The organism is Janthinobacterium sp. SUN026, assembly GCF_030397625.1.
In the GTDB taxonomy this organism is placed as follows: Bacteria; Pseudomonadota; Gammaproteobacteria; order Burkholderiales; family Burkholderiaceae_D; genus Janthinobacterium; species Janthinobacterium kumbetense.
This window is the reverse complement of record NZ_JAPQNU010000001.1, coordinates 147,270-160,820: the sequence shown is the minus strand read 5'-3', so window position 1 is coordinate 160,820 and position 13,551 is coordinate 147,270. Positions and strand designations below refer to the sequence as shown.

Annotated in this window: 13 protein-coding genes; 5 read left to right on the top strand and 8 right to left on the bottom strand. The window is 65.9% G+C overall.

The window, feature by feature from the left end; genetic code table 11:
- Positions 1–31: 31 nt before the first annotated feature.
- Genes OX459_RS00815 through OX459_RS00805 form a run of 3 tightly spaced genes read right to left on the bottom strand, consistent with a single transcriptional unit; the run spans position 32 to position 2,211 of the window.
- On the bottom strand, positions 32–400 hold the full coding sequence (locus OX459_RS00815) for a hypothetical protein (RefSeq protein ID WP_289903341.1): 369 nt from the start codon (positions 398–400) through the stop codon (positions 32–34).
- A complete protein-coding gene (locus tag OX459_RS00810; protein WP_289903340.1) occupies positions 384–977 on the bottom strand; it encodes an SMI1/KNR4 family protein in 594 nt (197 codons plus the stop codon). Before OX459_RS00810 ends, OX459_RS00815 begins: the two co-directional genes overlap by 17 nt.
- A gap of 40 nt (positions 978–1,017) precedes the next feature.
- Positions 1,018–2,211, bottom strand: coding sequence for an MFS transporter (locus OX459_RS00805; protein WP_289903339.1), 1,194 nt, complete (start codon positions 2,209–2,211; stop codon positions 1,018–1,020).
- Positions 2,212–2,336: 125 nt separating this feature from the next.
- Between OX459_RS00805 and OX459_RS00800 the strand changes: the two genes are divergently transcribed.
- Positions 2,337–2,858 carry a MarR family transcriptional regulator gene (locus OX459_RS00800; protein ID WP_289903338.1) on the top strand — a complete coding sequence of 174 codons (522 nt, stop codon included), beginning with the start codon at positions 2,337–2,339 and terminating at the stop codon, positions 2,856–2,858.
- Between the two features lie 2 nt (positions 2,859–2,860).
- Here the strand turns inward: OX459_RS00800 and OX459_RS00795 are convergent, their stop codons facing one another.
- Positions 2,861–3,454, bottom strand: a complete 594-nt coding sequence (locus OX459_RS00795; RefSeq protein ID WP_099666385.1) for a hypothetical protein — start codon at positions 3,452–3,454, stop codon at positions 2,861–2,863.
- An 88-nt stretch (positions 3,455–3,542) separates the two neighbouring features.
- Here OX459_RS00795 and thiL point away from each other — a divergent pair, with 88 nt between their 5' ends.
- Entirely contained in the window at positions 3,543–4,523 is a 981-nt protein-coding gene (thiL, locus tag OX459_RS00790; RefSeq protein ID WP_289903337.1) for a thiamine-phosphate kinase, read from the top strand.
- A 3-nt stretch (positions 4,524–4,526) separates the two neighbouring features.
- On the opposite strand, the gene OX459_RS00785 is transcribed toward thiL, so the two are convergent.
- Genes OX459_RS00785 through OX459_RS00775 form a run of 3 tightly spaced genes read right to left on the bottom strand, consistent with a single transcriptional unit; the run spans position 4,527 to position 9,748 of the window.
- On the bottom strand, positions 4,527–7,103 hold the full coding sequence (locus OX459_RS00785) for an EAL domain-containing protein (RefSeq protein WP_289903336.1): 2,577 nt from the start codon (positions 7,101–7,103) through the stop codon (positions 4,527–4,529).
- Positions 7,100–9,130 (bottom strand): ATP-binding protein, encoded by a 2,031-nt coding sequence (locus OX459_RS00780; protein ID WP_289900163.1) that lies wholly within the window; start codon positions 9,128–9,130, stop codon positions 7,100–7,102. The genes OX459_RS00785 and OX459_RS00780 overlap by 4 nt, the downstream gene beginning before the upstream one ends.
- Positions 9,131–9,748, bottom strand: a complete 618-nt coding sequence (locus OX459_RS00775) for a YfiR family protein (RefSeq protein WP_180278680.1) — start codon at positions 9,746–9,748, stop codon at positions 9,131–9,133. It abuts the gene before it with no gap.
- 223 nt (positions 9,749–9,971) lie between these two features.
- Between OX459_RS00775 and OX459_RS00770 the strand changes: the two genes are divergently transcribed.
- Positions 9,972–10,454 carry a nicotinamide-nucleotide amidohydrolase family protein gene (locus OX459_RS00770; protein ID WP_289903335.1) on the top strand — a complete coding sequence of 161 codons (483 nt, stop codon included), beginning with the start codon at positions 9,972–9,974 and terminating at the stop codon, positions 10,452–10,454.
- Here OX459_RS00770 and OX459_RS00765 read toward each other — a convergent pair.
- The gene (locus OX459_RS00765; protein WP_289903334.1) at positions 10,444–12,216 is read right to left on the bottom strand and encodes a GGDEF domain-containing protein; all 1,773 of its coding nucleotides are present in this window, start codon (positions 12,214–12,216) and stop codon (positions 10,444–10,446) included. The two genes, OX459_RS00770 and OX459_RS00765, sit on opposite strands and share 11 nt — an antisense overlap.
- Positions 12,217–12,428: 212 nt before the next feature.
- Here OX459_RS00765 and OX459_RS00760 point away from each other — a divergent pair, with 212 nt between their 5' ends.
- Both OX459_RS00760 and OX459_RS00755 read left to right on the top strand, forming a co-directional pair.
- Positions 12,429–13,157 carry a hypothetical protein gene (locus tag OX459_RS00760; RefSeq protein WP_077408658.1) on the top strand — a complete coding sequence of 243 codons (729 nt, stop codon included), beginning with the start codon at positions 12,429–12,431 and terminating at the stop codon, positions 13,155–13,157.
- A complete protein-coding gene (locus OX459_RS00755) occupies positions 13,158–13,514 on the top strand; it encodes a hypothetical protein (RefSeq protein ID WP_289903331.1) in 357 nt (118 codons plus the stop codon).
- Positions 13,515–13,551 lie beyond the last annotated feature (37 nt).

The following is a 13,551-nucleotide window of genomic DNA, read 5'->3' as shown; positions in this document are numbered from 1 at the left end:
AAACTATCAAATTTTAGATTTCAATTAGTTTTTATGATGGAATATCGGCGGCGCGCCACAGCGGCAGCGCGGCGACGGCGCGCTCGATATCGTCCATGTCGTCCGCGCCCAGGGTGCCGTCGAACGGCGCGGACAAAATGCGGCGCATCAGCGCCAGGCGCGTCGTCGCTTGCTGCGCGTCGATGAAGCGCGTCGTCTCCGCGCAATACTGCGCGCGGCGCAGGGCATCGGCGCCGTCATCGTCGCCGTCGGGATAATAATGGCGGCCGATGTGCTGCAGCGACTGCAGCAGGAATTCGATCTCGCGCAGGATGCGCAGCGCATCCTCGCCGGACAGCACGATGCGGCGGTTGGCGGGCAGCAGGGAGGGCGGAGCGGCCCGGTTATTCAAAATTTTCATCGGTCAGGAAGGCATAGCCGTCATCGATCAGCATCTGCAAATACGAGTCGAAGCTGTCGGCGATGACCAGGTAGCTGTCGGGATCGTGCAGGAAGCGCACCACCTGCCCCACCTTGCCCGACGCCGTGGGCGTGAAATCGATATACAGCCGCGACGAGCCGCCATTGTTCATGCAATGCGAAAAACACACGCGCTGGCCCTGCTTGATGCCGGCGTCGATACGGGCGTCGACAATGCCGGGGTCGTCGTCCAGGTAATGGCCGTAGATGTCGGCGATGCTGCGCTGGTTCGCCTGCCCATCCTTGAGGATCTGCTCGACGGAGCTCAGGTAATACGGATACTCGAACACGTCCGAGCCCAGCATGTATACCAGCACCGTGCCGCCGGGATACTCCTGATAATAGGTGCCGTTGTACTGGCCCAGCAAGCGCAGCAGGCTGTCCGGGCACAGCGGATACGTTTCGCGCAGGCTGGCCAGTTGCGCCGCGCTGGCGCCGCTGGCCAGCGCCAGCTCCGCCAGCGGCTCGGGCGGCATGGCCTGGCGCAAGCCTGCCAAATAATGGTCGACGATGTTCATGGGCGAAATATAGCAGCTGCCGGCACCCGGCAAGCGCACGCTAACGCGACGGGGCCAGATGAGCACCGGGCGCGAAGCGCACGGCGATCAGCAGCAAGACCACGACGCCGGCGGCCATCACCATCCACGCCTGGGCCAGGCTGGACGAATGCTGGCGGATCAGGCCGGCAATGAAGGGCATGCTGCTGGCGATGATGTAGCCGCCGCCCTGCACAAAACCCAGCAGCGCGCCGGCGCCGGCCGGGTCCGTCACATGGTCCATGCTGACGATCAGCGACAGGGGAAACAGGGCGCCGATGCCGCAGCCCAGTAATATTACGGCGGGCAGCGCCAGTTGCGCGGGCGCCACGATCAGGCAAGCCAGGCCGGCCAGCACGGCCAGCAGGACGGACAGCAGCAGGATGCGGCGGTCGGGAAAGCGGTGGATGACGCTGGAAATCACCAATCCCGCCAGCACTTCCACCAGGGTCAGGCCGCCCAGCAGCAAGCCGCTGTCGGCCGCGCTCCAGCCCAGTTCCGTATAAAACGGCGGCAGCCAGGCCAGCACCAGGGTGTAGGCGCCCGTGCCGATGCCGAAAAACACCATCAGCAGCCAGGCGCGGCCACTGCCCACGGGCAGGCTGGCGCCGGCGCCGCCGGCCACGTCCACGTCCACGCGCGAGGCCGACACGCGGCGCCACAGCAGCGCGGCCGCCACGGCGGGCAGCGCCCACAGGGCCAGCAGCGCCTGCCAACCCAGCGACTGCGCCAGCGGTGAAGCGGAGGCGGCGGCAATGGCCGCGCCGCCCATGATGCCCGTCGTATAAAACCCCATCAGCTGCCCTGCCCGCGCGGGGAAATGGCGCTTGATGAAGGCGGGCAGCAGCGCCTGCACCAGCGCGATGCCCAGGCCGCCCAGGGCCGCCGTGGCTATCAGGCCGCCGCTGCCGTGCAGGGGCCAGCGCAGCGCGCAGGCACAAGCGATGATGGCGATGCCGATGCCGATGCCGCGCGCCACGCCCAGGCGGCGCTGCAGCTGCGCGCCCAGCAAGGCGCACACGCCCATGGCGAACACGGGCACGGTGGTGAGCAAGCCCGCGTCGGCATTGCTGAGGCCCGTGCCGGCCTGGATGCTGTCCAGCAAGGGGCCGATGGCGGCCAGGATGGGGCGCAGGTTCAGGCCCAGCAGGATGATGGCGGCCACCACCAGGGCGGACGAGGAAAGCGGGGAAGAGACGGGGCGTTCGGATGGCATGGGAGAGTAGTCCTTGCCTCGCTGGGAGGCACATGGTTTAATGCGTCATATAAAATAACTCGATGAAAAGTATCTTAACATAAAGATAGAAATGTATCTTGATGTCGAGATAAATGGATGGCACCATGACTGATACCCCGCAAGAACACACGCGCGCGCAATTTGCCGCCGCACAATGGCAGCGCGAACTGCCGCAGATGGATACGAACGCCATGCAGCTGGTGGGCCAGCTGGGCACGGTGGCCCAGCTGATGGCGCGCGACTGGCTCAACCCCCTGTTTGCGGAACACGGCTTGCAGCCGGGCGAATTCGACGTGCTGGCCACCCTGCGCCGCTCGGGCGCGCCATATGCGCTGACGCCGACGGCCCTGTACGAGGCGGCCATGCTGTCCTCGGGCGGCATGACCAACCGCATCGACCGCCTGGAAGCGGCCGGCCTGATCGAACGCCAAAAGCATCCGACGGACCGGCGCGGCGTGCTGGTGGCCCTGACGCAAAGGGGATTGGAATTGATTGAAAGGCTGGTGCTGTTGCACGTGGACAACGAGCGCGCGATGCTCTCGGCTTTGAATTCGGACGAGCAGCGCCAGCTCGACCAGTTGCTGGCCAAGCTGCTGCACGGCATGGCGCAGGCGAAGAAAGTTTAAGTTTAGGAAAGCAGACGCGCCAGCTCGCGCAGGGCCGCATGGCCGCGCCGGGCTTGGCGCTGCAATTCTTCCGGCGCGCAGTGTCCATACAGGGCCTGGACGTGGCCCTCGCTGGCGGCGCGCAGGTCGAGTTCGCCCGCACCGGGATCGGGCAACTGCCCCTCGACCAGGGTCAGGAAATAATGGCGGGGCGCGCCATGCAGGTTGGTCGCGAACTGCAGCACCAGGCCGCTGTCGAACAGCAGCGCCCCGCTGTGGGCGCCACTTTCCAGCAGCAGCCGGAACGGCGGCAGGGGGCGCCGCGCCGCGCGCAGCACGCTGGCCAGGCGCACTTGATAGCCGAGCTCCAGCCCGTTCGCGTGCAAGCGGCCCTGCTGCAGATACACCTTGAAAGAGGCCTGCACGGCCCGGCCGGCACGGCGGAACCAGCGCTCATCCTCATACAGGCACAGCTGGCCGCCGTCGCACAGTTCATCAAAGCCGCGCGCCAGCAGTTCCGGCGCCGTAAACGTGTCCAGGCCGACGGCCTGCGGTTCGCGCAGCCAGCCATCGTCAAGGTACGACTGCAGCACGGTGTGGATATCGTGTAGGGGCATAGAAAAATGAACAAGGCTGGCAAAGACGGGCATTGTAGGCCAGCCTATAATAGTGGCGCCACACCCTTACTCAACCTGCAGACGAACCATGGCCCCACACGACGCGCTTTCCGAATTCGACCTGATCAAACAATATTTCGTGCGCCAGCGCCCCGGCCGCGCCACCCTGGGCATCGGCGACGATTGCGCGCTGCTCACGCCCGGCGCGGGCAAGCAGATCGCCATCTCCTCGGACATGCTGGTCGAGGACCGGCACTTCTTTGCCGGCGCCGACGCCCGCATGCTCGGTCACAAAAGCCTGGCCGTGAATTTGTCCGACCTGGCCGCCATGGGCGCGCGTCCCGTCGCATTTACTTTGGCCCTGGCCCTGCCGCAGGCGGAACGGGCCTGGCTGGCCGGCTTTGCCGACGGTCTGTTCGCGCTGGCCGACGCCTTTGATTGCGAACTCATCGGCGGCGACACCACCAAGGGCCCCTTAAATATCTGCATCACCGTGTTTGGCGAACTGACGCCGGGCCAGGCCCTGCGCCGCAGCGCGGCCGTGGCGGGCGACGATATCTGGGTCAGCGGCACGATCGGCGACGCGCGCCTGGCGCTGGCCGGCTACCGCATGGAACAGGAGCTGGCGCCCGCCGACCTGCTGACTGCGGCCGCGCGCATGCACACGCCCACGCCGCGCGTGGCGCTGGGCTGCGCCCTGGCCGAGGCGGGCCTGGCGCATGCGGCCATCGACATCTCGGACGGCCTGGTGGGAGACCTGGGCCATATCTTGAAAGCGTCGCAAGTGGGCGCCACTCTCGACGTCGACGCCCTGCCCGCCGGCCCCGTGCTGGCGCGGCAAGCGGCCAGCGTGCGCCGCCGCTACACGGCCGCCGGCGGCGACGACTATGAACTGTGCTTCACGGCGCCGACATCGTCGCGCGACGCCATCGCCGCCCTGGCGGCAAGCTGCGGCACGCCCGTCACGCGCGTGGGCAGCATCGAGGCGCAGGCGGGCCTGCGGCTGGTGGATGCAACGGGGCAGCCGCTCGACCTGCGCTTATCGTCTTTCGACCACTTCAGCGACTAAGTTCTACCGCACCGCCACCCGCGCCAGCCCCGGCTGGTTCACCATCCAGTAGTGCTGGAAGGCCAGGCGGATGTTGTCGCGCAGCTGGGTGTCGTCCCACGGCTTCGTATAAAAACGATAGATGGCGCCGCGGTTGATCGAATCGAGCACGGCTTCCAGGCCCGTGTAACCGGACAGGATGATGCGGATGGTTTCCGGGTACAGCTCCTTGACCTTACTGAGGAATTCCGTGCCGCTCATGCTGGGCATGCGCTGGTCGCAGACGATGACGTGCACGCGGTGCAGGGCCAGCATCTCGAAACCTTCGGCCGGCGTGCTGGCCGTGAGGATGTGATAGCCCTCGGGACGGAACAGGCGGTGCAGCGATGACAGCACGTTGACGTCGTCGTCGACGATGAGCAGGGTTTGCGCGGGCTGCGCGGCCGGATCGTGGCCGGGCGGCAGGCCGGCGCCGGCGACGATCATCTGCCCCAGTTCCAGCGCCGGCAAGGCGCGGCTGAAATAGAAGCCCTGGATTTCGTCGCAGCGGTTGCGCCGCAGGTATTCCAGCTGCGGGCGCGATTCCACGCCTTCGGCCACCACGCTCAGTTTCAGGCTGTGCGCCATGCTGACGATGGCCAGCGCGATGGCCGCGTCGTTCGGGTTGCTGGTGATGTTGCGCACGAAGGCGATGTCGATTTTCAGCTTGTCGATGGGGAAGCGCTGCAGATACGCTAGGCTCGAGTAACCGGTGCCGAAATCGTCGATGGCCACCTTCACGCCGATTTTCTTCAGTTTGCCCAGCACGACGATGGTGCGCTCGGCGTTCGACATCAGCGCCGTTTCCGTCAATTCCAGCTCCAGCAATTCCGGCGCCACGCCGTGCAGCGCCAGCGCCCGCGTCACTTCGCCTTCCAGGTCGCCTTCGGCAAACTGGCGGCTCGACACGTTCACGGCCACGTGCACGGGCCCCACCTCGCTGTCGCGCCACTCGGCGATCTGGCGGCAGGCGGCCTGGATCACCCAGGTGCCCACGCGCACGATCAGGCCCGTGTCTTCCAGCACCGGCACGAATTCGGCCGGCGCCACCAGGCCGTAGCCGGGACGGCGCCAGCGCAGCAGCGCTTCCACGCCGCTGATGCGGCCCGTGCGCAAATCCACCTTGGGCTGGTAGTACAGGATGAATTGCTCGTGTTCGAGCGCATGGCGCAGCGCCAGTTCCAGGTCCAGGCGCGCCAGCACCTGCACGTTCATGCCGGCCGTGAAAAAGCGGTAGCCGTCGCGGCCCGCCTGCTTGGCGCCGCCCATGGCCGTATTCGCGTATTTGATCAGGGTTTCCGGGTCGGTGGCGTCGTCCGGATACATGGCGATGCCGATGCTGGCCGTCAGGGTGGCCGCATGGCCGCGCAAGTCGAATGGCGCGCGCAAGGCTTCGCGCACCTGGTTCGCCACGGCCACGGCTTCCTGCTGGTTGCGGCTCATGGTCAATATGAGCGCGAATTCGTCGTTGCCCAGGCGTCCCACCGTGTCGCGCAGGCGCACGCATTCGACCAGGCGGTTGCTGAACTGGCGCAGCAATTCGTCGCCCAGCGCCGCGCCCAGGGTGTCGTTGATGCTTTTGAAGCGGTCGAGCGCGATGAACAGCACCACGATGCGCCAGCTTTTTTCCTGCGCCAGTTCGACGGCCTGGGCCAGGGTCTGGTAAAACAGGCTGCGGTTCGGCAGCCCCGTCAAGCCATCGTAATGGGCCAGGTGCTTCAGGCGCTCCTGCGCCTGGCGCCGTTCGCTGATGTCCCGCGCCACGGCGATCAGCAGCAGGCCGCCCGCGCCCTGCCCGCCCGCCACGGGCGCCTGCGCATACCAGTGCCAGCCCAGTTCCACGGGTATCAGGCTCAGGTCGCGCCGCACCAGTTCGCACTCCGTCACTTCCGTGGCCAGGTGCGCCGGGCCGCCCGGCAGCCCGGCAAGGGGCGGGGCCGGCGGCGACGGCAGCAAGGTGCCGGGCGCCAGCGCCAGCAGTTCGGCGCGCGCATAGCCGAGCAGGCGGCACGCGCCATCGTTGACGTCGACCAGGGTCATGCCCAGCACGTCGACGAGGAAGATGGCGTCGGTGGTGGCGTCCATGGCGCCGCGAAAGCGCTGCAGTTCGGCCGTGCGCTGGCCCACCGTGCGTTCGAGCAAGGTGTTGTAGTGGCGCGCGGCGCGGTGCAGCAGCCGCACTTCGAGCATGTTGCGGATGCGCGTGAGCACCTCGAGCGCGTCGAACGGCTTGCTGATGAAGTCGCGCGCCCCCGCTTCCAGCGCCGCCAGCTTGGCGTCCGGGTCGGCGGCGATCACCAGCACGGGCAGATAGCCTTCCAGTTCCAGCGGGCGCAAGGCATCCATCACCTCGTAGCCGCTCATGCCGGGCATCGCCAGGTCGAGGATGATCAGGTCGAACTGCTGGCGCTGGTGCAGGCCGGCCACGGCGCGCGCGTCGAGGGTGCTGGTGACGGCCGTGTAGCCGCCGCTTTGCAGCAAATGCTCGAGCAGGCGCAAATTGACTTCCTGGTCGTCGACGATGAGAATTTTCGCCGCGTAGATATCGGCCTGGCTGATCATGGCGCGCCTGTTCCCTTCTGCCGGCGCTGCTGCGCCACGTAAGCCAGGGTGCTGTTGATCGCCTCGGTAAATTCATCGAGGTTGATCGGCTTGGTCAGATAGCGGTAAAAGCCCAGCGCCAGGCTGCGCTCCACGTCGCCCGGCATGGCGTTGGCCGTCAGGGCGATGACGGGAATGTGCGCCGTGCGGGGATCCGCGCGCAGCAGTTTCAGCGCGTCCGTGCCGTTCACGTGCGGCAGGTTGATATCCATCAAAATCAGCTGCGGCAGGTGCGTGCGCGCCATTTCCACGCCCAGGCGGCCATCCGTGGCCGTCAGCAGCTGCAATTGCGGGCAATAGCGCACGATTTCCTCGACCAGGGTCAGGTTGGCGGGATTGTCTTCCACGTACAGCAAGGTCACGGGGGCGCTGTGCTCGAGCAGCGCGCCGGCCAGGTCCGGCCGCGGCAAGGCCAGGGTGGCGGGCGCGGGCAAGGCATCGACCACGCGCAGCTCGATCCAGAACGTGCTGCCCTCGCCGGGCGCGCTGGTCACGCCGATGCTGCCATCCATCAGCTCCACCAGGCGCTTGGTGACCACCAGGCCGATGCCGCTGCCCTCTTCCGTGCCACCCTCCTGCCCCAGCCGGTTGAAGGGCTGGAACAGCAGCGCCACCTGTTCGCCGTCGAGGCCCACGCCCGTGTCGCGCACGCTGATGCGCACCCGCCCGCCCGCCTGCGGCGCGCAAGCGATGCTCACTTCGCCATGCTCGCGGTTGTACTTGAGCGCATTCGACAGCAGGTTCAACAAGATCTGCTTGAGGCGCGTGCGGTCGGCCAGCACGTTCAGGGGGCAGGCGTCGGGGAAGGCCATGCCGATGCCGCGCTGGCTGGCCAGCGGCGCGATCATGTCGCGGCATTCCTGCAAGATGGCGTCCAGGCCCACCGGTTCGAGCGACAGGCTGACCGTGCCCGATTCCACCTTCGCCAGGTCGAGGATTTCATTGATCAAGGTCAACAGGTGGCGCCCCGATTTCAGGATATGGCCGGCGAACTCCTTCTTTTGCTCCAGGGTCGACGGCAGGCGGTCGGAACTGAGGATTTGCGCAAAGCCCAGGATGGCGTTGAGCGGCGTGCGCAATTCATGGCTCATCGACGACAAAAACGCCGATTTGGCATAGTTGGCGCTGCGCGCCTCTTCCATCGCCATGGCCAGTTCGCCATTCGTCATTTCCAGCTGCACCGTGCGCTCGTGCACGCGCACTTCGAGCTCCTGGTTCAGGCGCATGACTTCCTGCTGCGCCTGGGTGCGCTGCTCGCCTTCGCGCGCCAGCTCGCCGTTCGAGCGCTCCAGCGCCTGCGTGCGCAGCTCGATCTCGGCCAGCATCTTGTTGAAGGAATCGACCAGCTGCGCCACTTCGTCGACGCTGAGCTTGCGCGCGCGGCGCGAATAGTCGCCCGTCTCGATCACTTCGCGCGCCACGTCGGCGATATCGAGGATCGGTTGCGTGATGACGAAATCGAGGCGGCGCAGCAGCAGCAAGGCCACCAGCAGCGCCAGCACCGTCACGCCCAGCGCGATGGCCAGGTAATCGGCCGTGCGGCCGGCCAGCTCGTAATCGGCGCGCAAATACACGGTGCCCAGCAGTTCGCCATTGTCGACGATGGGCTTGAACAGCTCCACCGAGGTGCCCTGGATGCTTTCGCCTTCCTTGCCCACCTTCGCCGGCAGCTCGCCCACATTCTGGTTCGCGCGATAGCTGGCGAACAGGCTGCCGTCGGCCTTGTACAGGGCGCCGGCCGTCACGCGCGGGCGGATGCGCATCAGGTTGAGGTTTTCCAGCGCCAGGCGTTCGTCGTCGAAGGCCAGCGCAGCCGAGCTCATGTGCCCCAGCAGCTCGGCCTGGGTACTGATATCGGCCACCAGGTTGCGGTGGTAGGCGCGCAAGTCGTAGACGACGATGGTGCCCAGCGAAATGACGAGGGCCACCAGGGTGGTCAGCAAGACCACCGACATCAGCTTGTGGCGGATGGAGCGCAGTCGTATCATCTAGGCGCCTCCCGTCTGCACGCGGTAGGCGGCCAGCAGCATGCGCGCGCTGATGCGGATATGCGCCTGCGCCACGGGTTTCAGGGCCACGTCGAAGCGCACCTTGTCCTCGGCCATCACAAAATTGATCATGCTGCCCATCGCGTAGACCTCATCCGAATCGGACACCGTCAACAACGCCAGGCCACGGCTGGCGGCCAGCATCTCCTGCAGCGCCGCCTTCTCCAGCGCGCCCAGGTACAGCACGTGCAGCCCGGCCAGCGTTTCGCCGCGGCGCACTTTTTTCACCTGCACGGCGCGGCCGTTGACGCTGTGCCCGGCCACGCTCTGTTCGAGCTGCTCGGCCAGCGCATCGGCGCCCGCCACGCCGATCACCAGCGGCGCGTCGGGCCGGGCAAAGCTGCCGTCGGGCCATTCGACAAAGCCGGCAAACTTGTACAGATACGCGGCCTTGACCTGGCGCTCCAGCTCCCCCGGCACCTGTGCCCGCGTCTCGGCGCACAGCACGCCCAACAGCAGCAATAGCCAGCCCCAGCGGTGAGCGCGGCGGCCGGCGCCGCGCGCGGGGTGGCGCAGGGGGCCAGGATGACGCCACCAGGTCCAGTTCAGAATTGCCATGACAACCGAGTAAAGATAATGCATACGAAGGCGCGGCACCATGCCGCTGGCCTGTTCGAGCAATGCGCACCAGGGTGGCGCAGCGACAGAGCGCCTGCCGGCCCGAAGTGGTAGCAAATGTATAAAAGAGTGTACGCATTTTCGCTGTGACCGGGGAAAGTTTCTTTTACCGTTGGCCATGCTACAGTCTTGCCACCATTTTCACCGCCTGCAGGAGTCATCCATGAGCAACGAACTCGTCCCCCTCTCCACCGCGCTCGGCCTGGCCTTGCAAGCGAGGGGCTTGCTGCTGGCCACGGCCGAATCGTGCACGGGCGGCGGCGTGGCGCAAGCCGTCACCGATATCTCCGGCTCGAGCGCCTGGTTCGAACGGGGTTTCGTCACCTATTCCAACGGGGCCAAGACCGGCATGCTGGGCGTGCCCGCCGCGCTGATCGCCGCACACGGCGCCGTCAGCGAAGAAGTGGCCGCCGCCATGGCGCAAGGCGCCCTGCGCCACAGCGAAGCCCAGGTGGCCGTCTCGACCACGGGCATCGCCGGCCCCACGGGCGGCGTACCGGGCAAGCCCGTCGGTACCGTCTGCTTCGGCTGGGCCATGGCCGGGCGCGTGCAGACAGAGCGCCGGGTCTTCGCCGGCGACCGCCAGGCCGTGCGCGAGCAGGCCGTGGCGCACGCCCTGCGGGAACTGCTGCGCTTTATCCAGTAGCATCGGCGATGCAGGCGCGGTCGCGGCCCGCCTGCTTGGCCGCGTACAGGGCGCTGTCGGCGCGCATCAGCAATTCGTGGCGGCCGGCGCCGTGGCGCGGATACTCGGCGATGCCGGCCGAAAAGGTGCAGCCGGACAAGCTGTGCGGCGCTTGCTGGATCAACAGCTGGCGGTAGCGCGCGGCGATATCGTCGATCTTGTGCGCCGCGATGAGGCTGTCGGCTTCGCGCAACAGCAGGCAGAATTCCTCGCCGCCATAGCGGCACAGCATGTCGCTGCCGCGCAACTGGCCTTCCACCAGGCGCGCGAACTGGATCAGCACTTCATCGCCAAAGTTATGCCCGTAGGTATCGTTGACGCGCTTGAAAAAATCCAGGTCGATGATGGCGATGGCCACGGGCGCATCCGCATCGGCTTCGTGCAGAATGGCATTGAGGCAAGTTTCAAAATGGCGGCGGTTGTACAGGCCCGTCAGGTGGTCGCGCATGGCCTGCTCCTTCAGGCTGTCCTGCAGGGAATTGACGTGCAGGATCTGGTGCGCCAGTTCGCGGTTCAGGTGCTCGAGCTTGGCGTTTTCCGTCTCGCGCGCCGCCTGCAGCTCCAGCGCCTTGTCGCGCTCCGCTTTCAGGCTGTGCATTTCCTTTTCCAGGTTGCGCATCAGGCTGCGCGAAGCGCGCGCCGACTTGCTGCTGGCCTCGTACGCGGCCTGGTATTGCTGCAGGAAACCATACGCGGCTTGCCATTCGCCCAGCTGGGCATTGATATCGGACAAACCGCGCAAGATCTGCTGCTGGTGAAACGGGTTGCGCGTCCAGCTCAGCAGGCTGTGCGCCTGCGTCAGCGACGCCAGCGCCTGCGCCGTCTGGCCCGCGTGCAAGTCCAGCTTGCCGCGCACCAGCCACGCATGCATCTGCTCTTCCAGGTCCTGGCCGCGGCGCGCATATTCTTCCGCCCGCAACAGCAATTGCAGGGCGCTGGCGGGCTGTTGCAGCAGGATGGCGGCATGGGCGGCGATACAAAACAAAAAGGCGCGCACGGCCAGGTCTTCTTCCGGCCACTCGTAAAACGGTTCCACCAGCGCCAGCGCCTCGGCCGGCTTGCCCGTGGCTAATAAACACATGGCCAGGTTGGCCGAAACGATGGTTTGCTGGTATTTGAGTTTTTGCGCGCCGATGATCTCGAGCGCCTCGACCAGCAGGGGAATGGCGTCTTCATCGTTGCCGAGGTCATGCTGCGACGAGGCCAGGTTCGACAGGCTGTTGACCCGGTGCGCGGGGCTGCCGAAACGCTCGGCGATGTCCAGCGCCAGCAGGAAATTGCGCGGACCGTCCTGCGTATCGCCACGGTTCAAGGCATCGACGCCCAGGCGCGCGTACAGCATGAACTTGTGCAGCGAGTCGGGTATCTGCGCGGCCTGGCTGCGCGCCTGCAGGAAATGCTGCTCGGCATCGGAAAAATCGCCGCGCCGGCTCGCATACGCGCCCTGCAGGGCGGCCACTTCCATGCCCCCTTCCAGGTCGCCGCTGTGCTGGAAATACGCGTCCAGGCGCTCGCACGACGGTTCGGCCTCGCCCGCGTAATACGCCAGCCAGCAATGATTGAGTTCCGCATACGCGCCGCCGCGCGCATACTGTTGCCGTTGCGCCGCCGCCAGCGCCATCTGCGCCAGCCGGCGCGCCTGGCGGCGGTTGCCGACCAGGCAAGACAGGGCTTGCTGATTCAGACGGTCAATGTCGGCTTTATCGAGACTGGAGATCGGCACTGCGTCCTCGTTCACACTCTGGGGTGGATTTTTCACACAAAACTTGCTCTGTATCAATGGTATCCTGATTAACATCATAACCAGATTCGCTGTTCCGCATGGCATATTTGCAAAGGATTGTGGTAAAAATGCCAGTCGTGGCCTGGCCGGGCGCCTGCGCCGCTGTCACGGATCTTTGATTGTCACTGACGCAACAACTTGGAGTAGTCGCAATGCAAAACACGGTACATTTCATCCTGCAGGGCAAGGGCGGCATTGGCAAGACCCTCGTCTCGACCCTGCTGGCCCAGTGGATAGGCGGCAAGGACGGCACGCCTTTGCGCTGCTATGACACCGATCAGGAAAACGCCACCTTTTCGCGCTACAAGGCGATGAACGTCAAGCATGTGCCCGTGATGACGGATGCGCGCAACATCGACCCGAAACGCTTCGACGCGCTGATGATCGATATCCTCGAAGAAGACGGCAACTGCGTGGTCGACAATGGCGCGAACACGTTTTCGCCGCTGATGGGCTACCTGCTGGAAAACGACTGTTTTTCGCTGCTGCAGGAATCGGGCCGCAAGGTGTACATCCACACCATCGTCGGCGGCGGCGACACCCTGCACGATACGGCCACGGGTTTTGTCGCCACCGCCCAAGCGACGACCGTGCCGCTGGTGCTGTGGCAAAACGAACACTTCGGCCTGCTGCAATCGGCGTCCGGCAAGCAATTCGTCGAATCGCAGTCGTACAGCGACAACCGCGCGCGCGTCAAAGGCAGCATCACCTTGAGCCAGCGCAATCCCGACACCTTTGGCGCGGACGTCAAGAAAATGAACACGGCGCGCCTGACGATGCAGGAAGTGTTGCAGAACGACAAGTTCAACATCATGGAAAAGCAGCGCATCAAGGTCGTCTACCGCGACATCTTCGAACAGCTCGACAAGGTGCAGTGGTAGATGGACCAGCACAAACTGCGCAGCCACGTATTCGACAAGACGGGCATCAAGATCGACGTCGATGACCCGATATTCGCCCTGGTGGCGCTGAACGAAGCCGTGCTGGCGGAAACCGTCGAGCGCCAGCTGGCCTTGCTGGACGCCGCCACGCAGGCGCTGGCGGCCCAGGCGCGCGCGGCGGGCGGCTTGCCGCCCTTGCCGGCGGCAGCCATGCCCCAGCCCGTGCCGGCAGTACCCGCGCCAGCGCCGACCGGCTTCACGCCGCGCGAATGGCGTTTGCTGGGCGCCGCGGCCATCGTCTCCATCGCCAGCGCGCTGCTGGTGCTGGGCGGCGCGGCCCTGTTGTATAAACCGTAGCACCGACCGTAGCACCGTCGCGCTGCGCCAGCCACGA